The organism is Rhodococcus sp. NPDC060090 (genome assembly GCF_042729855.1).
Lineage (GTDB): Bacteria > Actinomycetota > Actinomycetes > Mycobacteriales > Mycobacteriaceae > Rhodococcus.
Window position 1 is genome coordinate 197,025 of record NZ_JBHWXB010000009.1, and the last position, 23,902, is coordinate 220,926.

Annotated in this window: 25 protein-coding genes; 16 read left to right on the forward strand and 9 right to left on the reverse strand. The window is 65.4% G+C overall.

The features are described 5' to 3' along the window. Positions 1 to 10 precede the first annotated feature (10 nt). The 3 genes from ACFWCF_RS14680 to ACFWCF_RS14690 all read left to right on the forward strand — a co-directional run bounded on the left by ACFWCF_RS14680 (position 11) and on the right by ACFWCF_RS14690 (position 3,786). Positions 11 to 1,141 (forward strand): ferredoxin reductase, encoded by a 1,131-nt coding sequence (locus ACFWCF_RS14680; RefSeq protein WP_378562493.1) that lies wholly within the window; start codon positions 11 to 13, stop codon positions 1,139 to 1,141. 52 nt (positions 1,142 to 1,193) lie between these two features. Continuing rightward, positions 1,194 to 2,489 (forward strand): fatty acid desaturase family protein, encoded by a 1,296-nt coding sequence (locus tag ACFWCF_RS14685; RefSeq protein ID WP_378562496.1) that lies wholly within the window; start codon positions 1,194 to 1,196, stop codon positions 2,487 to 2,489. Between the two features lie 61 nt (positions 2,490 to 2,550). Beyond that, a complete protein-coding gene (locus tag ACFWCF_RS14690) occupies positions 2,551 to 3,786 on the forward strand; it encodes a fatty acid desaturase family protein (RefSeq protein WP_378562499.1) in 1,236 nt (411 codons plus the stop codon). Between the two features lie 84 nt (positions 3,787 to 3,870). Here ACFWCF_RS14690 and rsgA read toward each other — a convergent pair whose 3' ends face one another. Then, the gene (rsgA, locus tag ACFWCF_RS14695; protein ID WP_378562502.1) at positions 3,871 to 4,890 is read right to left on the reverse strand and encodes a ribosome small subunit-dependent GTPase A; all 1,020 of its coding nucleotides are present in this window, start codon (positions 4,888 to 4,890) and stop codon (positions 3,871 to 3,873) included. Then, positions 4,857 to 6,143 carry a 3-phosphoshikimate 1-carboxyvinyltransferase gene (gene aroA, locus ACFWCF_RS14700; RefSeq protein ID WP_378562505.1) on the reverse strand — a complete coding sequence of 429 codons (1,287 nt, stop codon included), beginning with the start codon at positions 6,141 to 6,143 and terminating at the stop codon, positions 4,857 to 4,859. Before aroA ends, rsgA begins: the two co-directional genes overlap by 34 nt. Positions 6,144 to 6,235: 92 nt before the next feature. Between aroA and ACFWCF_RS14705 the strand changes: the two genes are divergently transcribed. Continuing rightward, complete coding sequence (locus ACFWCF_RS14705; RefSeq protein WP_378562508.1) at positions 6,236 to 6,982, forward strand: SOS response-associated peptidase; 747 nt, start codon at positions 6,236 to 6,238, stop codon at positions 6,980 to 6,982. 24 nt (positions 6,983 to 7,006) lie between these two features. Here ACFWCF_RS14705 and ybaK read toward each other — a convergent pair whose 3' ends face one another. Then, positions 7,007 to 7,504 (reverse strand): Cys-tRNA(Pro) deacylase, encoded by a 498-nt coding sequence (gene ybaK / locus ACFWCF_RS14710; protein ID WP_378562511.1) that lies wholly within the window; start codon positions 7,502 to 7,504, stop codon positions 7,007 to 7,009. 245 nt (positions 7,505 to 7,749) lie between these two features. Between ybaK and ACFWCF_RS14715 the strand changes: the two genes are divergently transcribed. Together ACFWCF_RS14715 and rsrA are read left to right on the forward strand one after the other, a co-directional pair. Then, complete coding sequence (locus ACFWCF_RS14715) at positions 7,750 to 8,418, forward strand: sigma-70 family RNA polymerase sigma factor (RefSeq protein ID WP_378562514.1); 669 nt, start codon at positions 7,750 to 7,752, stop codon at positions 8,416 to 8,418. After that, positions 8,415 to 8,693 (forward strand): mycothiol system anti-sigma-R factor, encoded by a 279-nt coding sequence (gene rsrA, locus ACFWCF_RS14720; RefSeq protein WP_378562517.1) that lies wholly within the window; start codon positions 8,415 to 8,417, stop codon positions 8,691 to 8,693. Before ACFWCF_RS14715 ends, rsrA begins: the two co-directional genes overlap by 4 nt. 91 nt (positions 8,694 to 8,784) lie before the next feature. Here the strand turns inward: rsrA and ACFWCF_RS14725 are convergent, their stop codons facing one another. After that, the gene (locus ACFWCF_RS14725) at positions 8,785 to 8,859 is read right to left on the reverse strand and encodes a 50S ribosomal protein bL37 (RefSeq protein ID WP_095887907.1); all 75 of its coding nucleotides are present in this window, start codon (positions 8,857 to 8,859) and stop codon (positions 8,785 to 8,787) included. 105 nt (positions 8,860 to 8,964) lie between these two features. Between ACFWCF_RS14725 and ACFWCF_RS14730 the strand changes: the two genes are divergently transcribed. Both ACFWCF_RS14730 and ACFWCF_RS14735 read left to right on the forward strand, forming a co-directional pair. Next, the gene (locus tag ACFWCF_RS14730; RefSeq protein WP_378562520.1) at positions 8,965 to 9,180 is read left to right on the forward strand and encodes a biotin/lipoyl-binding carrier protein; all 216 of its coding nucleotides are present in this window, start codon (positions 8,965 to 8,967) and stop codon (positions 9,178 to 9,180) included. Positions 9,181 to 9,197: 17 nt separating this feature from the next. Continuing rightward, positions 9,198 to 10,670 carry a sensor histidine kinase gene (locus ACFWCF_RS14735; protein ID WP_378562523.1) on the forward strand — a complete coding sequence of 491 codons (1,473 nt, stop codon included), beginning with the start codon at positions 9,198 to 9,200 and terminating at the stop codon, positions 10,668 to 10,670. Between the two features lie 128 nt (positions 10,671 to 10,798). Here the strand turns inward: ACFWCF_RS14735 and ACFWCF_RS14740 are convergent, their stop codons facing one another. Together ACFWCF_RS14740 and ACFWCF_RS14745 are read right to left on the reverse strand one after the other, a co-directional pair. Beyond that, positions 10,799 to 11,053 (reverse strand): WhiB family transcriptional regulator, encoded by a 255-nt coding sequence (locus ACFWCF_RS14740; protein WP_132470936.1) that lies wholly within the window; start codon positions 11,051 to 11,053, stop codon positions 10,799 to 10,801. Between the two features lie 224 nt (positions 11,054 to 11,277). Then, complete coding sequence (locus ACFWCF_RS14745) at positions 11,278 to 12,240, reverse strand: diacylglycerol/lipid kinase family protein (protein ID WP_378562527.1); 963 nt, start codon at positions 12,238 to 12,240, stop codon at positions 11,278 to 11,280. Between the two features lie 47 nt (positions 12,241 to 12,287). On the opposite strand from ACFWCF_RS14745, the gene ACFWCF_RS14750 reads away from it, so the two are divergent. Both ACFWCF_RS14750 and ACFWCF_RS14755 read left to right on the forward strand, forming a co-directional pair. Then, positions 12,288 to 12,776, forward strand: coding sequence for a hypothetical protein (locus tag ACFWCF_RS14750; RefSeq protein ID WP_378562530.1), 489 nt, complete (start codon positions 12,288 to 12,290; stop codon positions 12,774 to 12,776). A gap of 175 nt (positions 12,777 to 12,951) precedes the next feature. Next, positions 12,952 to 13,752: a ParA family protein gene (locus tag ACFWCF_RS14755; protein ID WP_378562533.1), complete on the forward strand. Its 801-nt coding sequence runs from the start codon at positions 12,952 to 12,954 to the stop codon at positions 13,750 to 13,752. A gap of 67 nt (positions 13,753 to 13,819) precedes the next feature. On the opposite strand, the gene ACFWCF_RS14760 is transcribed toward ACFWCF_RS14755, so the two are convergent. Continuing rightward, positions 13,820 to 15,052 carry a hypothetical protein gene (locus ACFWCF_RS14760; protein WP_378562536.1) on the reverse strand — a complete coding sequence of 411 codons (1,233 nt, stop codon included), beginning with the start codon at positions 15,050 to 15,052 and terminating at the stop codon, positions 13,820 to 13,822. A 6-nt stretch (positions 15,053 to 15,058) separates the two neighbouring features. After that, complete coding sequence (locus ACFWCF_RS14765; protein ID WP_378562539.1) at positions 15,059 to 16,774, reverse strand: DEAD/DEAH box helicase; 1,716 nt, start codon at positions 16,772 to 16,774, stop codon at positions 15,059 to 15,061. Between the two features lie 204 nt (positions 16,775 to 16,978). Here ACFWCF_RS14765 and ACFWCF_RS14770 point away from each other — a divergent pair, with 204 nt between their 5' ends. After that, positions 16,979 to 17,683 carry a ferritin-like fold-containing protein gene (locus tag ACFWCF_RS14770; RefSeq protein WP_378562542.1) on the forward strand — a complete coding sequence of 235 codons (705 nt, stop codon included), beginning with the start codon at positions 16,979 to 16,981 and terminating at the stop codon, positions 17,681 to 17,683. Positions 17,684 to 17,729: 46 nt separating this feature from the next. Then, positions 17,730 to 17,960, forward strand: coding sequence for a DUF3107 domain-containing protein (locus ACFWCF_RS14775; RefSeq protein ID WP_378562544.1), 231 nt, complete (start codon positions 17,730 to 17,732; stop codon positions 17,958 to 17,960). Positions 17,961 to 18,037: 77 nt separating this feature from the next. Here the strand turns inward: ACFWCF_RS14775 and ACFWCF_RS14780 are convergent, their stop codons facing one another. After that, positions 18,038 to 18,700 (reverse strand): TetR/AcrR family transcriptional regulator, encoded by a 663-nt coding sequence (locus ACFWCF_RS14780; RefSeq protein WP_378492637.1) that lies wholly within the window; start codon positions 18,698 to 18,700, stop codon positions 18,038 to 18,040. 318 nt (positions 18,701 to 19,018) lie between these two features. Here ACFWCF_RS14780 and ACFWCF_RS14785 point away from each other — a divergent pair, with 318 nt between their 5' ends. From ACFWCF_RS14785 to ACFWCF_RS14800, 4 genes are all read left to right on the forward strand, one after another. Beyond that, entirely contained in the window at positions 19,019 to 19,987 is a 969-nt protein-coding gene (locus tag ACFWCF_RS14785) for a DUF3152 domain-containing protein (RefSeq protein ID WP_378562603.1), read from the forward strand. Positions 19,988 to 20,069: 82 nt separating this feature from the next. Continuing rightward, positions 20,070 to 21,254 (forward strand): adenylyltransferase/sulfurtransferase MoeZ, encoded by a 1,185-nt coding sequence (gene moeZ / locus ACFWCF_RS14790; protein ID WP_378562606.1) that lies wholly within the window; start codon positions 20,070 to 20,072, stop codon positions 21,252 to 21,254. A gap of 139 nt (positions 21,255 to 21,393) precedes the next feature. Continuing rightward, positions 21,394 to 22,248 carry a TIGR02569 family protein gene (locus ACFWCF_RS14795; RefSeq protein ID WP_378562547.1) on the forward strand — a complete coding sequence of 285 codons (855 nt, stop codon included), beginning with the start codon at positions 21,394 to 21,396 and terminating at the stop codon, positions 22,246 to 22,248. 184 nt (positions 22,249 to 22,432) lie between these two features. Further along, positions 22,433 to 23,869: an MFS transporter gene (locus ACFWCF_RS14800; protein ID WP_378562550.1), complete on the forward strand. Its 1,437-nt coding sequence runs from the start codon at positions 22,433 to 22,435 to the stop codon at positions 23,867 to 23,869. Positions 23,870 to 23,902: the final 33 nt, after the last annotated feature.

The following is a 23,902-nucleotide window of genomic DNA, read 5'->3' on the forward strand; positions in this document are numbered from 1 at the left end:
AAGGTGTCGGATGGGTTTGAAGGAATGGATCGAGAAGCCGGCAGCGCATGTCGTTTCCTCGGAGCGGTCCCTGTCCAATGTGGTGCGCGGCGCCGTGGCTCGCGTGACCACGCCGCTGTTGCCCGACGACTACCTTCATCTGATCAACCCGCTGTGGTCGGCACGTGAGCTTCGTGGCCGTATCGTCGAGGTTCGTTCGGAGACGCCCGACTCCGCCACCATCGTCATCCGCCCGGGGTGGGGTTTCGACTTCGCGTACGAGCCGGGTCAGTACATCGGTATCGGTCTGCACATAGAAGGACGCTGGCACTGGCGTTCGTACTCGCTGACGTCCACGCCGGTTCACGAAGACAAAATCATCTCGATCGCTGTGAAAGCGATGCCGGAGGGACTTCTCTCCAGCCATCTCGTCAACGGGGTCCCGGCCGGGACCGTCATTCGGCTGGCGGCGCCGCAGGGAGATTTCGTCCTGCCCGATCCGCCCCCCGAGAAGGTCCTCTTCCTCACCGCAGGCAGTGGCATCACGCCCATCATGTCGATGCTTCGCACGCTCGACCGACGCGCGACCGAACGAGGTACGGCAATTTCCGATGTAGTACACATCCACTCGGCGCCGACCCTCGACAGCGTGATGTTCCGTTCCGAGCTGGAGGGGTTCGACGAGAAGCACGAGCAGTTCCATTCGCACCTCCAGTTCACACGCGAACAGGGAAAGTTCGCCCTGTCGAGCCTCGACGAGGTGTGTTCGGACTGGCGTGACCGTACCGTCTGGGCGTGTGGGCCCCAGGCGATGCTCGACGATATCGCTGCGTTCTGGAAGGGCGCAGGCATCGATGAGAAGCTGCACCTCGAGCGTTTTGCGGTCACCCGCGCCGACACGTCGGGATCCGGCGGCACGGTCACCTTCGCGAAGTCCGGTAAGACGGTTACCGTCGACGGCGCAACCACCTTGCTCGAGGCGGGCGAGAGTGTCGGTGCTCTCATGCCCTTCGGTTGTCGCATGGGAATCTGTCAGACTTGTGTGGTGCCGCTGCACAAGGGGCACATCGTCGACCTCCGGTCGGGCAAGGAACATGTAGAGGGCGAACGTGTCCAGACCTGCATCTCCGCGGCCGCAGGCGACTGCACGCTCGACGCCTGACTGCGTCGATCAAACAGATCAGAACAGATCAATACAGGGGGAAGGGCCCCGTTTGGCTATCAGCGATATTCGGGAGTTCGCTCATCTGACCGACGCCGATGTCGAGGCGCTCGGACGTGAGTTCGACACCATTCGAAGTGATATCGAGCGTTCGCGCGGGGTGCGTGATGCGCGGTACATCCACAACACCATTCGGCTGCAACGGACGCTCGAAGTCGTCGGGCGTCTGGCGCTGTTCCGATCACGGGACCGGGCGTGGTGGTTGCTCGGCGCCACCTCGCTGTCGTTGGCGAAGATCATCGAGAACATGGAGCTCGGGCACAATGTGATGCACGGGCAGTGGGATTGGATGAACGATCCCGAAATCCACTCGACATCCTGGGAATGGGACCAGACGGGCCCGTCCGAACATTGGAAGCGTGCCCACAATTACGCGCACCACACCTACACGAACATCGTGGGGATGGACGAGGACGTCGGATTCGGCATTCTCCGGATGACGCGCGACGAGAAGTGGCGTCCGATCAATCTGCTGCAGCCGGTGGCCAACGTGATCCTTGCTGCGACCTTCGAGTGGGGCATCGCGCTGCACGATCTGTCGGCGGCGAAAGACCTCCCGGGTATGCCGCCGGCGCAATGGAATTCGGGGCCGAACAAGGAGTTCGTCGTCAAGGCGGGCAAGCAGGTCCTCAAAGACGGGGTGCTGTTCCCCGCGATCACCGCCCGTGCATGGCGCTCGACCCTCACTGCGAACCTCACTGCGAATCTCGTTCGTAATCTCTGGGCGTATGCGGTGATCTTCTGCGGACACTTCCCGGACGGCGCGGAGAAGTTCACGCCCGACGAATTCGAGCGGGAGACGCGAGCTCAGTGGTATCTGCGTCAGTTGCTCGGCAGCGCGAACATCTCGGGCGGCAAGATCATGGGATTCATGACCGGCAACCTGAGCTACCAGATCGAGCATCACCTGTTCCCGGATCTGCCGAGCAATCGGTATCCCGAGATTGCGGCCCGCGTCCGTGCGTTGTGTGGGAAGTACGATCTGCCGTACACGACCGGATCTCTGGGGCGTCAGTACTGGCTTGCGCTGCGCACGATTCACAAGCTTGCGCTTCCGGACCGGTTCCTGAAGGCGACGTCCGACGACGCACCCGAGACGTCGTCCGAGCGCAAGTTCCGGAACGAGCGGGCGAACACGAGTTTCCCCGCCATCACTACGGATCCGATCACAGGTCGGCGGCGGGGTCTGCTCACTGCTCTGCGGGCACACGCCGAGCACGCAGTCGCGGCACGGCGCACGAAGGCTGCTGTGCGACACGGGAAGACGGCCGTTTCCAGCAGCGCGTGATTCTGATCACAGCCGAGAATCCATCAACCTACGGGATCGTAACCTACGGTAGGGTAAGTGCATGGCGATTTCGGATGTCAAGGAGTACGCGCACCTCACGGAGGCCGACGTCGAGGCCATCGGCCGTGAGCTCGAAGCGATCAGGCGCGATGTGGAAGAGTCGCGCGGTGAGCGCGACGCCCGATACATTCGCAACACCATCCGGCTGCAGCGTGGCCTCGAGATCGGCGGACGCGTCGTCCTCCTCGGCTCGAGGAAGCGTCCCCTCTGGATTCTGGGGACGACCATGCTGTCTCTGTCGAAGATCATCGAGAACATGGAGCTCGGTCACAATGTGATGCACGGGCAGTGGGATTGGATGAACGACCCGGAGGTGCACTCGGCGAGCTGGGAGTGGGACAACGCCGACCCGTCGGCGCACTGGAAGGTCACTCACAATTACCTCCACCACAAGTACACCAACATCCTGGGTATGGACGACGATGTCGGATACGGTTTGCTCCGCGTCACGCGTGATCAGCGATGGAAGCCGTTCTACCTCGGCAACGTCGCTTACAACGCGATCCTCGCCTCGCTGTTCCAGTACGGCATCGCGATTCAGTTGCTCGAACTCGGCAAGGTCATCCAGGGCCGCGACGATCGCGAACTGACGAAGGTACGTGGCAGGGAGGTGCTCGCCAAGATCGGTAAGCAGAACCTCCGCGACTACGTCGTCTACCCGGCGCTGACCGGCAAGGCATGGAAGTCCACGATCAAGGCGAACGCCACCGCCAACTTCGTTCGCAACCTGTGGACCAACGCGGTGATCTTCTGTGGTCACTTCCCGGACGGTGCCGAGAAGTTCACCAAGCAGGACATCGAGAACGAAACCCGCGCCGAGTGGTACCTGCGGCAGATGCTGGGCTCGGCGAACATCTCGGGCGGCAAGGTCATGGACTTCATGACCGGCAATCTGAGCTACCAGATCGAGCACCACATCTACCCTGACCTGCCGTCGAACCGGTACGCGGAGATCGCTGTGCGCGTGCGTCAATTGTGCGACAAGTACGACCTGCCGTACACGACCGGTCCGCTCGCGGTGCAGTACTGGAAGTCGTGGCGCACCATCGCCAAGCTGTCGTTGCCCGACAAGTACCTCAAGGACACGCGCGATGCCGCGCCCGAAACCGCATCAGAGCTCGGTTTCGGCGGGCCGGCCGAAGTGGATCCGATCACGGGGCGCAGGGTGGGCCTGGCATCCGCCATCGAGAAGACGCGTAAGCGTGGTCTCGTCCGCCGTGTGCTCGGTATGCGCTGAACCTGCACGTCACAGGCTGAACCACGTCACAGACGGAAGAGCCCGACCTCGTTTCGACGAGGTCGGGCTCTTCGCGTACATGGTCTACCAGGAGTCGTTGGTGGCCAGTGCGGCCAGCAGCTCCCGCACGGCCATCGCGCGGCGTAACGACTGGCCTTCGAGGGTGTCGAGTGCGCACTCGGGATCTGCCGGCGGACCGAGATGGGTGCATCCTCGAGGACACCGCTCGACTGCCACCGCGAGATCGGAGAAGGCGCCGATGACGTCGTCGGATCCGATATGCGCAAGTCCGAACGATCGGATGCCGGGTGTGTCGACGACCCAGCCGCCGTGGGGGAGCGGCAGGGCTACCGACTGCGTGGACGTATGACGCCCCTTGCCGACCCCGGATACGACGCCGGTGGCGCGTGCGGCGTCGGGGACGAGTCGATTCACCAACGTCGATTTACCGACCCCGGAATGGCCGATCAGCGCAGTCACCCGATTGTGCAACAGTGCAGTCAATTCGATGAGGTCGTCGTCCTGCCCGGCGAGCATCACCGGAACGGCGAGGTCTGCGAAGTGCGCGGCGAACTCGTCGGGATCGGCCAGGTCGCTCTTCGTCAGGCACAGCACCGGGGTCAACCCGCCTGTGTACGCCGCCACCAGCGCGCGCTCGACCAGCCCGGTACGCGGTGGGGGGTCGGCCAGCGCGACCACGATCAACAGGTGCGAAGCGTTGGCCACCACGACCCGTTCGTACGGGTCGGTGTCGTCCGCGGTGCGCCGGAGCACGGTGGCGCGGTCGTCCACGCGCACGATCCGGGCGAGTGTGTCGGGACGTCCCGACAGGTCACCGACCACACCGACCTGATCGCCGACGACGATGGGAGTCCGGCCCAGTTCTCGGGCGCGCATGGTGGTGACGGACCGATCCGGATCGCCGTCCAGGACCACACCCCAGCGTCCCCGGTCGACGGAGACGACCATGCCGTCCATCGCGTCGAGGTGAGCGGGTCGATCCTTGGTCCGCGGGCGCGTTCCTCTGCCCGGACGGACCCGAACATCGGACTCGTCGTACTGTCGCCGTTTCAGGAGCGGACTCCCGTCAACATCGATTCCCACAGAGATTCGAAACCGGGCAATGTCTTGGCTGTCGTACCGATGTCCTCGACCTCGACCCCGTCGATCACGAGACCGATGATCGCGCCTGCAGTCGCCATCCGGTGGTCGGCGTAGGAACGCCATACCCCGCCGTGCAGCGGCGTCGGTTCGATCCGCAGGCCGTCGTCGGTCTCGGTGACCGATCCGCCGAGCCCGTTGATCTCGGTGGCAAGAGCGGCGAGCCGGTCGGTTTCGTGACCGCGCAGGTGGGCGATCCCGCGCAGGTGCGACGGAGTGGTTGCGAACGCTGCGACCGCTGCGACGGTCGGGGTCAACTCACCGACGTCGTGCAGGTCGACGTCGATTCCGACGAGGCGCTCCGGCCCGCGGACGATGAGGGCATCGTCGGTCAGTGACACTTCGGCGCCCATGCGCTCGAGAATGTCACGGATGGCATCCCCGGCCTGCGTGGTCGTTGCGGGCCACTGTGGCACCGAGACAGTTCCGCCGGTGACGGCCGCGGCGGCGAGGAAGGGTGTGGCGTTCGACAGGTCGGGTTCGACCGTCACATCGTGCGCCTCGATCGTGCCCGGTGCGACTCGCCACGTGTTCGGTTCCGACGTGTCGACGGAAACCCCTGCTGCCCGAAGCATTTCGACGGTCATCTCGATGTGTGGCATGGACGGGACCGGCTTGCCGTCGTGGTGCACGACGATGCCCTCGTCGAATGCCGCGGCCGACAGCAACAGACCCGAGACGAACTGCGATGACCCGGAGGCATCGATCGTGACACTGCCGCCGCGAACAGCGCCCTTGCCTCGCACAGTGAAAGGAAGTCCGTCACCGTCGATCTCGGCGCCGAGGCCGCGCAGTGCCTCCAGGACCGTGCCCATCGGACGGACCCGCGCCTGTTCGTCGCCGTCGAAGTGCACATCGCCCTCCGCAAGAGCCGCCAACGGCGGGACGAACCGCATGACGGTGCCTGCCAGACCACAGTCCACCGTGCCGGCGCGCACTGTGCCGGGCGCGACGTCGAGGGTTGTGCCACCGTCGCGGTCGGCGATCGCGGCTCCGACGGCGCGTAGCGCACCGATCATCAGGTCGGTGTCGCGGCTGCGCAGTGCACCGGTGATCGTCGACGGCCCGTCGGCCAGCGCGGCGAGGATCAGGGCGCGATTGGTGATCGACTTCGATCCGGGCAGGGTAACGGACGCGTCGACGGCGGTCACGGCTCGGGGTGCTCTCCACAGGCTCACCCGTCCATCTTCGCCCATCGGGGGTCGGACCTCGACTGCGGATGGTCCTGCACGGTGAATAGGCGCGAAGTGGATGGCGCGGTGTCGGTCGCGGCTGCCACACTCGTGGCATGTGCGGTAGGTATGCGACCACGGTGGATCCGGCGACGTTGGCAGCCGAACTCGATGCGCTCGACGAGACGGGCGATGCCGAGATCGTGCCCGAGTACAACGTGGCGCCCACGACCGGTGTGCTCACTGTCGTGGCGCGGCACGATCGTGAAGATCCGGAGAGCGCGGCACGACGTCGGATACGGCGCATGCGCTGGGGGCTGGTGCCGTCCTTCGCCAAGGAGATCGGCAAGAGCGCGCCGCTGTTCAACGCGCGATCCGAGTCGGTCGCGACCAAACCGTCCTTCGCGCAATCGCTCCGCTACAAGCGTTGCCTCGTCCCGATGGACGGTTGGTACGAATGGCAGGTCGAACCCGCCGCCGGCGGCAAGACCCGCAAGGTTCCGTACTTCATGTCGCAGGGTGACGGCTCACGCATCTACATGGCAGGCCTGTGGGCGGTGTGGCACGACCCGCGCACCCCGGACGAGCCGCCACTGCTCAGCACCACCATTCTCACCGCGGATTCGATTGCGCAGCTGAGCAACGTGCATCACCGGATGCCGCTGATCATGCCGCCCGAACGATGGGACGACTGGCTCGATCCCGACAGTCTCGGACACCCGGATCTGATCGTGCCCAGCACAGAAGCCGTCGCCGGGATCGAAGTCCGGCGTGTGTCCGACAAGGTCAACAGCGTCCGGAACAAGGGTCCGGAACTCCTGGAGCCCGACGACGGCAGCGGCGACCAGTTGGCCTTCCTCTAGACCCTCGTGGGAGGCGACCGATCGTCAGCGTCCGACGGTGACGGGCGCGACCACGGCGCCGGTGAGGCGGATCAGATCGGCAGGAGCCAATTCGATCTCGAGGCCCCGTCGGCCGGCGCTGCACAACACGCGGTCCCACATCAGCGCGGAGGCGTCGACGACGGTGCGCAAGCGCTTGCGCTGACCGAGCGGCGAGATTCCACCCAGCACATACCCGGTGGTGCGTTCGGCGGCCTTGCGTTCCGCCATGGTTGCCCTGCTGCCGCCGAGCGCTCCCGCCGCGCCCTTCAGCGACAGCGTGTCGGGTACGGGAATCACTGCGACGGCGAGCGCACCGCCGGACAATGAGATCACCAGGGTCTTGAAGATCTGTGCTGCGGCGACGTCGAGACGCTCACCGAGGATGTCCGCCGCTTCTGTGCCGTACGACCCCGATTTCGGGTCGTGTGAATACTCGTGGATCCGGTGGTCGACCTTCTCACGCTTCAGCAGAGTGGTCGCAGGTGTGGAGGTCGAGGCCATGATCGTGAGTGTAAGGAGTGTCGGCCGGTCGAATGGACAGTGTGTCGGCCCGGCCGAAACCAAGGATCCGAAAGTGGACGTGCGGGAACAAGTCGCACCGAGAGGTTGTTGATCCCCGGTGGGTCGCGCGTCGAGAACTTCGGCCGCGTCGAGCAGGAACGTCGAGCGAGAAGATCGGAGCACCGGTGCCGGTACTGAGCCCTCCCCGTCCGGACCCCGGCTGCCCGGTAGCCTTCACCAAGGGGATGAGTGAAGGGATCGGTGTGGTCGAGGAGTCTGCAGAACAACTGGCCGAGCGGTTCGAGCGGGATGCCATGCCCCTGCTCGACCAGCTCTACGGCGCCGCATTGCGGATGACCCGCAATCCCGCCGACGCAGAAGACCTGGTGCAGGAGACCTACATCAAGGCCTTCTCGGCGTTCCGGTCGTTCCGGGAGGGCACCAACCTCAAGGCGTGGATGTACCGGATTCTGACGAACACGTACATCAACACGTACCGGAAGCGGCAGCGCCAACCTGCCCAGTACCCGACGGACGAGATCACCGACTGGCAGCTCGCTGCCTCCGCCGAGCATTCGTCGATCGGTCTGCGCTCCGCCGAGGTGGAAGCGCTCGACGCGCTGCCCGACGACGACATCAAGGCGGCTCTGCAGGAGCTGCCCGAGGACTTCCGGATGGCGGTGTACTACGCGGATGTCGAGGGTTTCCCCTACAAGGAGATCGCCGAGATCATGGGCACGCCGATCGGCACGGTGATGTCCAGGCTCCACCGTGGACGCAAACAACTTCGAGGTCTCCTCGCCGATGTCGCACACGAACGTGGGTTCTTCCGCGGCCGCACGACGGGCGAGGCAGCGACTGTCAGTAGCGACGGGACCATCAGCACCGAGGGCCAGAAGGGAGTCTCGCAGTGAGCGAGCAGGCAGATTACGAGCGACTCGACTGCTCCGCGGTCATCGCGGACGTGTACCTGCTCCTCGATTCGGAGTGCGACGAGGCGTCGAGGACTCGACTCCAGCAGCATCTCGACGACTGCGGTTCGTGCCTCGAGGCCTATGGCATCGAGGAGAAGGTCAAGGCGTTGCTCAGCCGCAAGTGCGGGGGTGAACACGCGCCGGAAGGACTGCGAGAACGCTTGATGATCGAGATCCGCAGGACGGTCGTGGTGAACGTCAGGGAGTACGAATAGGACTGCGACACCGCCTGCGAATTCGAAGGCTGTAGACGTCGCGGGGGCCGGAAAGCAATGCTTTCCGGCCCCCGCGACGTCTGTCGACGCGTCAGGCGTTGGGACGCTTGCCGTGGTTTGCGGCACTACCCTTACGGCTGCGCTTCTTCCGACCTCGCTTGCCCATGGTGGGATCTCCTTTCTCGTTCATTACAGTGTTCCACGTGCGGTCGAGTGGCCCTGTCGGCAGGTCCACCGTCCGGGCTACCTGAGCAGCGAATCGAGGTGTCCGATGGCAGAGGATGTGCGCGCCGAAATGGTCTCCACCGTCTTCGAGGTGGTGGTCAGTGAAGGCGATGTGGTTTCGGAAGGAGACACCCTGGTCATCCTGGAATCGATGAAAATGGAGATTCCGGTGCTCGCCGAAAGTGCGGGCACCGTGACCTCGGTCGACGTTGTAATAGGCGACGTCATCCAACAGGGTGACCTCATCGCGGTCATCTCCTGAGCACGGAACTTCGGACGGTGTCGACGCTCAGCGCGCTTCTCGCAACTCATACCGATCTGCCGGGTGCGGCCGTGGACCACCTCCAGAGGGTGGTGGGGGAATGGCAGTTGCTTGCAGATCTGTCGTTCGCCGATGTACTGCTGTGGGTGAGTGCGGACCCCGGAGACATCGTGTGTGTGGCCCAGTGCCGCCCGACCACGACCTCGACGGTGCTGCCCGAAGACGCGGTGGGCACCGTCGTCTCGGACGACGAACACCCGTACGTCCGCGAAGCGTTCGAAACCGGGCGGATCGCCACGGCGCAGCCCGGGTCCGGCGATGCGATCAACATGCGGCAGGCAGTGCCCGTCCGATGGGGCGACGACATCGTCGCGGTCCTCAGCCGCGACGCCGCGCGCGTATCGAGACGGTCGGCGAGCGCACTGGAAACCGCCTATCTGGAATGCGCGGACGCGCTCTACCGGATGATCAGCGAGGGAAGCTTCCCGACCGCCGAGGCACGTTCCGACACGAAGTCGAGCCCGCGCGCCGGCGACGGCTTCATCCGGCTCGATCGGGAAGGCTGTGTGGTCTACGCGAGTCCGAATGCCCTGTCGGCCTATCATCGTATGGGCTTCAATTCGGATCTTCGTGGGCAGGATCTGATCGAGACGACTCGGGCATTGGTCACCGACCCCTTCGAGAGTCGTGATGTCTCCGACTATCTGCGGGGTGCGGTCGAGGGCCGCAACGGGCAACGTATGGAGGTCGAGGCGCGCGGCGCGACGGTGCTGATCCGTGCCCTCGTCCTGACGCCGGGGGGCCGGATCGACGGTGCGGCGGTCGTCATCCGCGACGTCACCGAAGTCAAGCGACGCGACCGCGCACTGATGAGCAAGGACGCGACGATCCGTGAGATCCACCACCGGGTCAAGAACAACCTGCAGACCGTTGCGGCGCTGCTGCGGCTGCAGGCACGCCGCACAGGCAATGTGGAGGCGCAGCAGGCGCTCGGCGAAGCAGTCCGGCGCGTGACGTCGATCGCGCTGGTGCACGAGGCGCTGTCGATGTCGGTCGATGAGGAAGTCGATCTCGACGACGTCTTCGACCGGCTGATTCCGATCGTCGTCGACGTATCGGCTGTCGGGAGCCAGGTGCGGGTGCATCGTGAAGGCAACCTGGGGGTGTTTCCGGCAGACCGAGCGACCCCGCTCGTGATGGTGCTGACCGAACTCGTGCAGAACGCGGTGGAGCATGCGTTCGATCCGGGTGCGCACGGCACGGTGACCGTGCGGGCGCACCGTTCGGCTCGTGTGCTCGATGTGGTCGTGCACGACGAGGGCAAGGGTCTGCCCGAAGGCTTCAGTCTCGCGGAGTCGGATCGTCTCGGCCTGCAGATCGTCCGGACTCTCGTCGCGGCCGAATTGGGAGGCTCCATAAAACTCGAGACGAGCAGTTCCGGCGGAACGGAGGCAAGACTCAGTCTGCCGCTTGGCAAGCGGCCTTCCTGACGAGAAAGCGTGCGCGGGCGCCTCGCATCCGGACGTCACCGGACACACCGTCACCGGACACACAAAAGCCCGGCACCCGAAGTGGTGCCGGGCAGTGCGTCGAATTGCAATGCCTCACAGGAGCTATGTCACACAGCGGTGCGTGCCCGGGTCCGGGCATTGCGGCGCTTGAGTGCGCGACGTTCGTCCTCGCTCATGCCGCCCCACACGCCGGCGTCCTGGCCCGACTCGAGAGCCCACGACAGGCACTCGGTGGTGACCGGGCAGCGGTTGCACACGAGCTTGGCATCAGCGATCTGCGCGAGCGCCGGGCCGCTGTTTCCCACAGGGAAGAACAGTTCCGGATCCTCGTCGCGGCAGATGGCCTTGTGGCGCCAGTCCATGCTTCTACTCTCCTTCGATGGTGCTGCGCGCACCGGATGATGGTCTTGTCGAGTTCATGCTGGAGTCGCGAAGTATTTCCGCGGAGTTACTTGTGAATGCTTTCACGAACGAGCGCGAAGTCAATAGAATCGGCCACGACCGTGGGGAAGCTCACGCAGGCATTGAAGCCGCGTTGTTCTCAAAGTACATTTCTACACCCTGGCCAGCGGCGATGTAAGACGAATCACAGATTTGCGCGCTTGGATTTTGATTCGGGAGCCACTACGTCCAGTAAGTCCGGAACGGATACGAATACGACTTCCGTTCGCATTCCCAAGTAATCTCCGTCGACCTGAAGTCCGATCGGTCGTGTCGATACTGCCCGGACTCGCGGGGTGTCGTCGACACGAATCAGATGTGGGGACCCGGGGTCACCCCGTCGTGCCAGCAACTGCCGCACCACCCGAAGAGTCGCGGCGACCCGAGTGGTGGTCATCGCGAATACACCCAGGCCGGTGTCGAACGAAGTGCCGGGGTTGGTGTGTACCGGCCGGTCGTCGAGGAAGGTCCACGGACTCGAGTTCGACACGAATGCGTAGTGGACACCGCCGACGGGTTCCCGGCCGGGAAGCTCGAGGGTCAGCGCGGGGTCCGCCCGCTTCGATTCGAAGAACAGTTTGACGGCGTGCCGCACGTACCGCGCGGTGGTGACCTTCTTCCCGGAGGCACGGGACAGGTCGATGGCTTCGCACACCTGGGCATCGAGTCCGAGGCCCGCGTTGAACACGAACCAGCGGCCCTCACAGAATCCGAGCCCGATCCGGCGGCGGGACCGCTCGGCGAGCAGCGTCAGCAGCTGTTCGGTGGCCTCCATCGGATCGGCTGCGATCCCCAGCGAGCGCGCGAAGACATTCGCCGAACCACCAGGAACCACGGCGAGCATCGGCAAGGACGGATCTGCGGCACGCGGGGACGGTGCGCCGAGAATCCCGTTGACGATCTCGTTGACCGTGCCGTCACCGCCGTGCGCGATGATCACGTCCATTCCGTCGGTGTGTGCGGAGCGAGCCAGCTCCGCGGCGTGCCCGCGGTGCGTCGTGTGCGCCACGGTGAGCGCGACCCGGCCCGCCAGAGCGTGAGCGAGCCGGTCGCGACCGACCGGTGTGGTCGTAGTCGCGTTGGGGTTCACGATCAGCAGTGCACGCACGGAACATCAGCCTAAGTGGTCTTTCGCGGGTCCACTACGCTGGCCGGGTGACCACCGAATCTTCGCGCAGAGCCATTCCGTCGACGGTCCGTATCGCCGGCATCCTCGTCGTCATCGAGGGTCTCGTGGCCATGGGGTTCGCGGTGTACTCGATCTTCCGCGCCGCATCGGGCGATCACGACCAGACGGTGACCAACGGATACGGCTTCGCGCTGTGGCTGGGACTGCTGTTCGGCGGCGTCCTTGCGGCAGGGATCGCGTTGCTGCGGGGTGCGCGGTGGGGCAGGTCGGTTGCGGTCGTGGCGCAGATACTGCTGCTTCCGGTGGCGTGGTCGTTGCTCACCGATTCGCATCAGCCGATTCTCGGGACGCTGATGGCAGTGATCGTGGTGCCGGCACTCGTGCTGTTGTTCGCCCCGGCCACATCTCGATGGCTCGCGCAGGACTACGCGCCCGACTCACCGATCGATGCGAATACCGACCCGAACACCGACACCGACTCGAACACCGGCACGGATTCGGAGCGCGGCGCGTGACATCCCGGTCGGGTGCCTCGCGCTGAGGCTCGGCCTCACGGGGGATGGGTAAGAACCTCGTCGGGTCCCGTACAGACCGACTCGGACATGTGTAATTGCGCTCCACGCGACCCACCGGACAGCAGCGGACGCGTCAAGTCTCGCGCGCGGTGCCGCTATGAGCGAGGATCGACGCGTGGCAACAGTACTTGCGGTGGCAAATCAGAAGGGTGGCGTCGCGAAGACGACCACTGTCGCGTCACTGGGCGCTGCCTTGGTGGGGCTCGGGCAACGCGTCCTGGTGGTCGATCTCGACCCGCAGGGCTGCCTGACCTTCTCCCTGGGGCACAACCCGGATCGACTCGAAAAGTCCGTGCACGACGTGCTCATGGGTGACGCGGAGATCGCGGACGTGCTTCTCGAGACGGGGGAGGGCCTCGCCCTGCTTCCGGCGACGATCGACCTCGCCGGGGCGGAAGCGCTGCTCCTGATGCGCCCCGGACGGGAGTACGCCCTCAAACGCGCTCTCGCGGGGGTCGAGGACGACTACGACATCGTCATCGTGGATTGCCCGCCCTCGCTCGGTGTGCTCACCCTCAACGGCCTGACCGCAGCCCGTTCGGTCCTCGTACCGTTGCAATGCGAGACCCTCGCGCACCGAGGGGTCGGGCAACTGCTGCGCACGGTCGACGAAGTCAAGCAGATCACCAATCCGGACCTGGAGATGCTGGGCGCGCTACCGACCCTGTACGACGCGCGGACCACGCACAGCCGCGACGTGCTCGCCGATGTGTCCGATCGGTACGACCTGCCTGTCCTTGCTCCGCCGATTCCGCGGACCGTGCGGTTCGCCGAGGCATCCGCGTCGGGTGCGACAGTCCTGTCGGGCCGCAAGAACAAGGGTGCGCAGGCCTATCGGGAACTCGCCGAGAACCTGCTGGCGTGCTGGACCGACGGTGCAGAGCCGGTCACGCTCGAAGTCCGGACAGAGGTATAGCCGCAGAGTCGGGCGAGCAGAGATCCGGCGAGCAGAGATCCGGCGAGCAGTTGCCCACCGGACCGGTTCATCGCCGACCGGATTCCGTCAGCGCAACCATGTCGTCGCCCCGTTGTTCGAGGACGGTGTCGCCCGCGACGGACAACGAGACCGTGGCGTCCGTGTTGCGTTCGACCTCGATGGTGCGAGCGATACCGCCCGTCGACGGATCGACCACGGCGATCGCGTCGTCGACGGGTAGCAGCACCGATCCGGCCATCTCGGAACCGTGTCCGAGTGTGCCCTCGACGGTCCAGAGTGGCGTGAAATCATCGGTGTCGAGTGCAATGGTGTCGGTGCCCGTCCACCACAGGAGCAGATCGTCGAACTTCTCCGCCGGACCGGTGTACACGCCGGATCCAGCCTCTCGCGGCAGCTCGTGCCGGTCGACGAGCGATCCCGAGGCATCGAACACTTCGAGGCGTGCACCACCGTCGGGGCCGGGTGGCAGATAGACAGCGGTGTGATCGTCGACCACCGCAACGATCTGTGCGTCTCCGTCGGGTACCGCGGCAGGCATGATCGAGGAGGCAATGGTTTCGGGCTTCTGGCTGTCCTCCGGAGTGGTATCGAGCAGAGTCAGCCGCTCGGCAGGTTCCCCGGCACACTGTTCGAGCACCGCGAGGTGGCTGTCGTCGGCATCCGCCGAACGGAACACGCATCCACTACGGGGTTGCGCATTCGGATTGACCGGGGCGTCGACCCGGCCGTATTCGATCGTGCGCACCAGATCCGAACGCCACATCTCCAAACGGGTGTCGCCGAGTGCGATCAAGTGCGTCCCGGTGTCCACGAGATGCACCTCGCTGTCCGCATCGCTCGAACGTTGCGCGCCACGTACGCCGGACTCGGCGTCGAGCGCAGTCACCTGACCGCATCCGCGCGGATCGTTGTAGACCGACACGACGGAGCCCCAGGCGCCGATCGCCGTGCACAGCGGCCGGTCGCGTTGATAGCTCCACCGCTCGGCGCCCGTTCGTAGATCACGGCCGACGACGGTATCGCCGTCGGCCGTGGCCGCAGTGTCACCGATCACGACGGCCTGCGCCGTCGCCGAGCTCGGAGCGCGCCACGACTCCATGAGGGTGCCGGGCACCGACTCTGCGACGGGCGGGGTGGTGGCCGCACCATCCCATGTGATCGACGTGGTGCCGCGTGCGTCTGATCGCAGCCACACGACACACGCCGCCACCAGGACGGCGACGACGAGTACCGCTGCAACGATCAGATCGGCCCGCGTGCGACGTTCGGGCGCGAGCACGTGGCTCTAGCCGGCCGAGGTGCTCGACACTGCGTCCTTCACGCCGGCGTCGTTCGATGCTGTGTTGTTCGAGGAAGCGGCGTTGTTCGAAGCAGCTGTGTTGTTCGAGGCAGCGTCGCCCTCTGCAGGCTTGCGGCGACGGCGGCGACGTCGGCGTGAGCTCGACGCGGTGTCGTCGGACGTGGTGTCGCCGTCGTTACCGTCGGCACCGCCCGTCGGTGCCGGGCCTGTGGTCGCGGAAGCATCCGCGGTGTCGGGGCTCGTGGTGGTCGCGTCCACCGCTTTGCCGCGCACGGTGCGACGACGGGCCCGGGTGCGCTTGGGTCTCGTCGGACCCTCGCTACGCGCAGGGCGTTCACCCGAACCGCCCTCGGAATCGACGCGGGTTGTCGCGGGCTTGCGGACATGGCCTGTGATGCCCTCGGGGATGCTGAGCTCCTCGAACAGGTGGGGCGAGCTCGAGTACGTTTCGACAGGGTCCGGCATGTCGAGGCCGAGAGCCTTGTCGATGAGTTGCCAGCGAGGGACGTCGTCCCAGTCGACGAGTGTGACGGCGATGCCCGTACGACCGGCACGGCCCGTGCGGCCGATCCGGTGCACGTACGTCTTCTCGTCCTCGGGGCACTGGTAGTTGATGACGTGGGTGACATCGTCGATGTCGATGCCGCGCGCGGCGACATCGGTGGCGACGAGAACGTCGATCTTGCCCTCCCGGAAACGTCCGAGCGACTTCTCGCGAGCGATCTGCCCGAGGTCGCCGTGGACGGCACCGACGGCGAAGCCACGTTCGGCGAGTTCGTCGGCGACCTTCTGTGCGGTGCGCTTGGTGCGGGTGAAGATCATCGTCGCGCCGCGGCCCTCGGCCTGGAGGATGCGAGTGACGAGTTCGACCTTGTCGAGCGCGTGAGCTCGGTAGACGAGCTGGTTGGTGCGCTCGTGGACCGCGGAGGACTGGGCCTCCTCGGCACGGATGTGCGTCGGCTGGGTGAGGAAGGTGCGGGCCAGCGTGATGATCGGGCCGGGCATCGTGGCCGAGAACAGCATCGTCTGGCGCTTGTCGGGGACCATCCCGAGGATCCGCTCGATGTCGGGCAGAAACCCGAGGTCGAGCATCTCGTCGGCCTCGTCCATCACGAGCACGCCGACTTTGCCGAGGATCAGGTGCGACTGATTGGCGAGGTCGAGCAGGCGGCCCGGGGTACCGACGATGACGTCGACGCCCTTCTTCAGCTGGTCGATCTGCTGCTCGTACGGGCGGCCGCCGTAGATGGCGAGGACTTCGAGGCCCTTCTTACCGCTGCCGGGCAGATACTTCGACGCGTTCTCGAGGTCTTGCGTGACCTGGACACACAATTCGCGGGTCGGGACGATGATCAGCGCGCGCGGGGTGCCGTCGAGCGGCGCGGTGCCGGTGGCGGTGGTGATGCGATGCAGCAGGGGCACGCCGAAACCGAAGGTCTTGCCCATTCCGGTGCGAGCCTGGCCGATGAGGTCGTCGCCGGCGAGGGCGAGCGGCAGTGTCAGTTCCTGGATGGCGAACGTACGCTCGATGCCCACGTCGGACAGTGCGCGGACGATTTCGTCGCGAACGCCGAGTTCGGCGAAGGTGGGGGCAACGTGAGTGTCGTCGAGTTGTGCGGAGACGGTGGTTTCGCTCGCGTCGTCTTCGTGGTCGATGGTGATCTTGCTCAGGGGTCTGGCCTTCCTGGTCTCGGCACGCACGCACGAGGTGGACAAGGCGACCGGCCTGCGTCTTCACGCGAGCCTGAAAGATGGGGCCCGCGAGCGCGGCAGCGATCCTCAAACGGGTGCGCGCACATTATCGTCGAAGACCGCGGGCCACGGTGAGCGGCTCGATGCGCGGTCTTCTCACATCATTGTACCGTGAGCGGCGCATTCGACGAGGTAGTACTACGCTTTGTCGTCATGGGAGCCGAAACATCGCCGTCCGCAGCAGAACTCCACCCGTCGCTCTCTGCGACCCCGGTACCGGCCGATCATCCGGGTGTCTCGGAACTGTTCTCCGTGCTCGCATCCGGTGAGATCGCCGCGTTCTACCGTCTCGCGGCCGAAGCCGCCTTCTCGCCGTCGCTTCAGGGAAAAGTTGCGTTCGCGCAGATGGCAGCCTCCGAGATGCGCCACTTCGAGATCTTGCGCACCGCGCTCGAGGAGCGAGGTGTGGATGTCTACACAGCCATGGAGCCCTACAACCAGGTGCTCGAGGCGTACCACGAATCGACGACTCCCTCCACGTGGCTCGAGTCGTTGGTCAAGGCGTATGTAGGTGACGGAATCGCGGCCGATTTCTATTGTGAGATCGCCGACATGCTCGATCCGCAGGTTGCCACCGTTGTACATGGAGTGCTCGCCGAGACGCGACACTCCGAGTTCGTGGTGCAGGAGGTCAGGGCGGTCGTCGAACGCAGCAGCACGCAGAAGGATCGGCTCATGCTGTGGGGCCGGCGCCTGCTCGGTGAGGCGATCACGCAGGCACAGTACGTGCTCGCACAACGTGAAGACCTGGCCGAACTCGTCATTCTCGCGTCGGGCGACCTGTCGAACATCGCCGCGCTCATCGATCGCATGCAGGTCGAGCACGCCAAGCGGATGGCAGTGCTCGGGTTGCATTAGCCTGGCGAGGACAAGCAATTCAGCCTGAGAATCTCGGAGGTCTTTCGTGGAGGTCAAGATCGGTGTCGCGGACAGCCCGCGCGAAATCGTCATCGTCAGCGAACAGACACCCGATGAGGTGGAAGCGCTCGTGACCGATGCCCTGAACGGCGGAAACAAGGGCGTACTCGCCCTCGTGGACGAGAAGGGCCGCAAGGTTCTCGTGCAGGCCGACAAGATCACGTACGTGGACATCGGCCCCGGTACCGCGGGCAAGGTGGGCTTCGCAGCGAGCTGACGTCGCACACGACGAGAGGCCGGGACGCACTCGAGTGCATCCCGGCCTTCGTCGTCGGTGGACCGTCCGAGTGGCGGTCAGCGCTTCTGCAACTCGGGCTGCAGCGGGACGTGCTTGAGACCGCCCCACGCAAGGGCCACGGTGGTGTCGACGGCGTCCTCTTTGGAAATCGGCCGGGCCGCGTCGAGCCAGTAGCGCGCTGTGAACTGGCTCGTACCGACGAGTCCGACCGCGAGGATGCGGGCGCGGTACGGATCGAGACCTGAATCGTGGGCGACGAGATCGAACACGGCGTCCACGCATGCCTCGGTGGCCTGCTCGACGCGGCGCGCGACCTGAGGCTCGCCCATGAGGTCGGACTCGAACACCAGCCGGAAACCTTGACTGTCGTTGTCGACGAAATCGAAGAACGCCTGGACGGCGGCGCGGACGCGCTGCTTGTTGTCGGTGGTCGAACGCAGAGCCTGTCGCACCCCGTTGATCAGGATGTCGACATAGTTCTGGAGGACTGCACAATACAACTCGAGCTTGCCGGGGAAATGCTGGTACAAGACCGGCTTGCTGACCCCCGCGCAGTCGGCGATCTCGTCCATACCGGCGGCGTGGTAGCCACGCGTGACGAACACCTCGCTGGCTGCCTCGAGCAGCTGAGCGCGTCGCTCGTCCCTCGGCATTCGCGATCCGCGCTTCGTGCCGGTGGTGTTGCCTCGTCCCGAGGCTCGGGCGGCGACTTCGGTCATGCTGACTCCCAATCTGAACAAGCGACGATCGTGAGCATTGCTACGTCGACGCGAATCATCTCTGCAGGTTACAGGTCGGTGTCGGTGCAGGCGGATAGCCCTACCGTCGAGTATCCGCCTTTTCGAGTGGCGCGGTGGGTCCTTGTACGAGAAGTCAGGACCCATCACGGACACCCCGTCCGATCCACCGCAATGTGACATTCTGGCAACGTGATCGACCGAGGAGGAGCACGTACGACCCGGCAACCGCACGGCTCGGCCCTGCAATCACGGGACTCGCAGCAATCACAGGACTCCCGTCTTCGCGCGCGTCGGCCACTGGACGAATCGGGCCCGCGTTCAGGGGTCAGGCAACCGCTCCGGGCACAATGGGATCCGGTCGGAGGCGACCGTCGTCCGCCGCGTCGGCCGCGACCGACGCGAGATGTGCGCAAGCAGACCCGCGTCGGGCGCTTCGTCGCCCGGTACGGGTGGCGCGCCTACGCGGTGCCCGTGCTCGCCGCAGTGACTGTGTTCGTGGTGTGGGATGCGGTGCAGGGCGACACAACGCCTGCGCTTGCGAACGATGACGGCACGGCAGGGGCTGTGGACGACGCCGTCGCCGCGGAGGCGCCCGTCGCCGACGGTAACTTTCCGGCCGATTTCGAGTCCGGTGCGCTGCCCGAGGGCGGATCGTTCGTGGAGAGCGGCGCCGGTACCTGGAGGGTGCTTCCCGGCAGCACCGAGCAAGCCGGATACGGCGAGCGGCAGACGTTCACCTACACGGTGGAGATCGAGGACGGGGTCGATACCACCGCGTACGGCGGAGACGCCGCGTTCGCCAAGATGGTCGACGAGACCCTCGCCGACCCGAGGAGTTGGACCGCCGACCGGGCATTCGCGTTCCGGCGGGTCGACAACGAGGAACCCGACTTCCGGGTCTCGCTCACCTCGCAGATGACGATCCGGCAATACTGCGGATACGACATCGAACTCGAAGGTTCGTGCTTCAACCCCGGCGTCGAACGGGTGCTCGTGAACGAGCCGCGCTGGGTTCGGGGCGCGGTCGCGTTCGACGGTGACATCGGTTCGTACCGCCAGTACCTGGTCAACCACGAGGTCGGGCACGCGGTGGGCTATGCCGCGCACGAAGGATGTACCACCGATGGTGGACTCGCGCCGATCATGATGCAGCAGTCCTACGGCACCGCGAACGACGATATCGCTCGACTCGATCCCGAGGGGATCGTTCCCGCAGACGGAAAGGTCTGCCGCTTCAACCCCTGGCCGTTTCCCCGCGGAGCGTGACCGCCTCGGACAACGGTCGTCGACGGTGGGACAATCGGCGGTGTCCCCCGCAGAGGAGTAGATCGTGACCGTACTGCCGTCGGTGGAACCGACTCCTGCCCTACCGCCGCTGGTCGAGCCCGCAGGTGAGCTCACCCGCGAGGAAATCGCCCGATACAGCAGGCACCTGATCATCCCGAATGTCGGTGTCGTGGGTCAGAAGCGGCTGAAGAACGCAAAAGTGCTGTTCATCGGTGCCGGTGGTCTCGGATCACCCGCGTTGCTGTATCTCGCCGCCGCCGGCGTCGGCACCATCGGCATCGTCGAGGACGACCATGTCGAATCATCGAACCTGCAACGGCAGATCATCCACGGACAGGCGGATATCGCGCGGTCGAAGGGGGAGAGCGCTCGTGACAGCGTCCGTGCACTCAACGACAACCTCACCGTGCGTCTGCACCCGGTGAGGCTGGATTCGCGCAACGCTGTGGCGCTGTTCGAACAGTACGACCTGATTCTGGACGGCACCGACAACTTCGCGACCCGGTATCTCGTCAACGACGCCGCGATCCTTGCCCGCAAGCCGTACGTGTGGGGGTCGATCTTCCGGTTCGAAGGCCAGATCTCGGTGTTCTGGGAAGACGCACCGAATGGGCGCGGGCTCAACTACCGCGATCTCTACCCCGAGGCTCCGCCACCGGGCATGGTGCCGTCGTGCGCGGAAGGCGGAGTACTCGGTGTGCTTCCGGGCACGGTCGGCACGATCATGGCCACCGAAGCACTCAAGCTGATCACCGGGATCGGCGACCCGTTGCTGGGCCGTCTGATGATCTACGACGCACTCGCCATGACCTTCCGCACCGTCACGCTGCGACGCGACCCGGCGCGATCGCCGGTGACCGAGCTCGTCGACTACGAGGCGTTCTGCGGAATCGTGCCGGAGAACGTGGCTGCCGAGGGAGCTGATGCGACGATCACCGCAACCGAGCTGCGGACGATGATCGACTCAGGTCGCGACATCGCAATGATCGACGTCCGTGACCCGGTCGAATGGGACATCGTCCGTATCGACGGGGCGCGACTCGTGCCGAAGGACCGGATCGTGTCGGGCGACGCACTCGCCGAGCTGCCTCAGAACACGCCGATCGTTCTGTACTGCAAGACGGGCATCCGGTCGGCGGAGGCCCTCGCCGTACTCCGGCGCGCCGGGTTCGCCGACGCAACCCACCTACAGGGTGGTGTCGTGGCCTGGGCGCAGCAGGTCGACACATCGCTGCCGCTGTACTGACACCGGCGCTCGACCGGAAAAGACTTCGTGTGGCAGGACGGCGGACGCAAGAGCTCCGGGCGCATCGGTGTCAACTTGTGACCTGGCCGCGCGGGGTGCCATCCCTGCTCCGCTGCATACCGGCGGTACCGTGGGCCCCGTGAGTCCGCTCGAACCCCCGCAACACGTGTGCTCCACGTTCGGTCTTCGCGACGTCCAGCCGGTCCCGCTCGGGGCCGACTGGGACGGCGGCTACCGCTGTGGCGATGTGGTCCTGTCCAGGGTGGCCGACCATGCGCGTGCCGCGTGGTCGGCGAAAGTTCGGGAAACCCTCACCGTCGACGGGGTCCGACTGGCCCGGCCGGTCCGGGCGACCGACGGGCGGTACGTGGTGTCCGGTTGGCGCGCCGACACCTACATCGTCGGTACCTCCGAACCTCGGCACGACGAAGTGGTGTCCCTGTCGCTGCGACTCCACGCAGCCACCTCCCAGCTCGAACGTCCCCGATTCCTGATGCAGCCTCCCGTCGCGCCCTGGGCGGATGTCGACGTGTTCGTCGCCGCGGACCGTGCCGCGTGGGAGACGGTGCCGCTGCGCTCGGCGCGGGCGGCCGGTGCGCCCGAAACGGTCACCCCCGACGGACGGAAGAGCCTCGACCTGATTGCGCAACTCGCCACGTTCCGCAAGCCCGTGCACCTTCCCGACCAACTCGTCCACGGCGACCTCTTCGGCACGGTGCTGTTCGCGGGTCGTGCGGCTCCGGGGCTGACCGACATCACTCCCTACTGGCGGCCGGCGTCGTGGGCAGCAGCAGTGGCTGTCGTCGACGCTCTGTCGTGGGGCGGTGCCGACGATGCATTGATCGGCAGGTGGGAAGACCTGCCGGAATGGTCGCAGATGCTCCTGCGCGCGGCGATGTTTCGGCTCGCGGTCCACGCCTTGCATCCGCGGTCCACCGAGGAAGCGTTTCCCGGCCTCGCGCACACCACCGACCTGGTGCGGCTACTCCTCTGACACTGCCGTACTTCCGGTACTGCTGTATTTCGGGTACCGCTGTATTTCGGGTACTGCGGCGTGCTCACACCGGGGCGCTGCATCCGGTGAGGAACTCTTGACTTTCCAGTCACCGCGGGCAGCACCGCGGCAACACCCGCTCCATACCTTAGGACCATCAGAAACCTGAGAGGGGTGGACGGGCGTGAGTGTTGCACTCGAAAAAGAGCCGCTGCGAAGCAAATTCGCGCGCAAACACTACATCGACAAGTGGGATGCGGAGGATGTCGACGCGTGGGAGGCGGGCGGCAAGGACATCGCCAAGCGCAACCTGATCTGGTCGGTGATCGCTGAACACGTCGGCTTCTCGGTGTGGTCGATCTGGTCGGTGATGGTGTTGTTCATGCCCACCGAGATCTACGGCATCGACGCCGCAGGCAAATTCTTCCTCGTCGCAGTGCCTACCCTCGTGGGCGCGATCCTGCGCATCCCGTACACGGTTGCGACCGCGAAATTCGGCGGGCGCAATTGGACGATCTTCAGCGCCCTCATCCTGCTCGTTCCGACCGTGGCCACGCTCTACCTGATGCTGAACCCAGGCCACTCGTATACCACGTTCATGCTGGTCGCGGCACTCGCAGGTGTCGGCGGCGGCAACTTCGCGTCGTCGATGACCAACATCAACGCGTTCTATCCGCAGCGGCTCAAGGGGTGGGCGCTCGGGCTGAACGCCGGCGGCGGCAACATCGGCGTCCCCGTGATCCAGCTGATCGGTCTGCTGGTCATCGCGACCGTAGGGAACACCGCACCCTGGATCGTCTGCGCAATCTACTTGGTCCTCTGCTCGGGTGCGGCCCTCGGTGCGGCCCTGTTCATGGACAACCTCGGCGACCAGCGTGCCGATCTTCGAGCGATGGGCGAGAGCCTGAGATTCAGCGACTCGTGGGTCATCTCCTTCCTCTACATCGGCACATTCGGCTCGTTCATCGGATTCAGCTTCGCATTCGGCCAGGTGCTGCAGATCAACTTCCTCGCCGGTGGCGACACCCCCGCGCAGGCCGCGCTCCACGCCGCGCAGATCGCCTTCATCGGACCGCTGCTCGGCTCGGTGGCACGGCCCCTCGGCGGCAAACTCGCCGACCGGATCGGCGGTGGACGCATCACCCTCTGGACGTTCGTCGCAATGGCACTCGCCGCGGGGGTCCTCATCGTCGCGGGAACGCTGGACGACGCGACAGAGGGAGCCGCATCCGGCGGGATCATGGTCGCGCTGGTTCTCGGATTCGTCGCTCTGTTCCTGCTGTCCGGACTCGGCAACGGCTCGGTGTACAAGATGATCCCGTCGATCTTCGAGGCGAAAGCACAAGGCCTCGACGATTTCGATCGAGCCGAGAAGGCAGCGTGGTCGCGCAGCATGTCGGGTGCGCTCATCGGGTTCGCCGGTGCCATCGGCGGTCTCGGTGGAGTCGGCATCAACTTGGTGCTCCGCGCCTCCTACTCCGGTGAGGCACAGTCCGCGACCATGGCCTTCTGGGTCTTCGCAGCCTTCTACCTGGCCTGCATCGCCGTGACCTGGGCGGTCTTCTTGCGGGCCCCGCGGCAGGACGCAGAAATCGAGCAGACCCCGGCCGCGTCCGCCTGATCGCCACACCAGTACCAGCACCACCTGCACGAA

Coding starts and splice junctions, on each gene's coding strand:
- ACFWCF_RS14715 (WP_378562514.1), top strand. CDS start 7,750: ATGAGTGAAGGGATCGGTGTGGTCGAGGAGTCTGCAGAACAACTGGCC.
- ybaK (WP_378562511.1), bottom strand. CDS start 7,504: ATGGCCTCGACCTCCACACCTGCGACCACTCTGCTGAAGCGTGAGAAG.
- ACFWCF_RS14730 (WP_378562520.1), top strand. CDS start 8,965: ATGGCAGAGGATGTGCGCGCCGAAATGGTCTCCACCGTCTTCGAGGTG.
- ACFWCF_RS14705 (WP_378562508.1), top strand. CDS start 6,236: ATGTGCGGTAGGTATGCGACCACGGTGGATCCGGCGACGTTGGCAGCC.
- aroA (WP_378562505.1), bottom strand. CDS start 6,143: ATGGGCGAAGATGGACGGGTGAGCCTGTGGAGAGCACCCCGAGCCGTG.
- ACFWCF_RS14770 (WP_378562542.1), top strand. CDS start 16,979: ATGGGAGCCGAAACATCGCCGTCCGCAGCAGAACTCCACCCGTCGCTC.
- ACFWCF_RS14680 (WP_378562493.1), top strand. CDS start 11: ATGGGTTTGAAGGAATGGATCGAGAAGCCGGCAGCGCATGTCGTTTCC.
- ACFWCF_RS14690 (WP_378562499.1), top strand. CDS start 2,551: ATGGCGATTTCGGATGTCAAGGAGTACGCGCACCTCACGGAGGCCGAC.
- ACFWCF_RS14740 (WP_132470936.1), bottom strand. CDS start 11,053: ATGGACTGGCGCCACAAGGCCATCTGCCGCGACGAGGATCCGGAACTG.
- ACFWCF_RS14780 (WP_378492637.1), bottom strand. CDS start 18,700: ATGACCGAAGTCGCCGCCCGAGCCTCGGGACGAGGCAACACCACCGGC.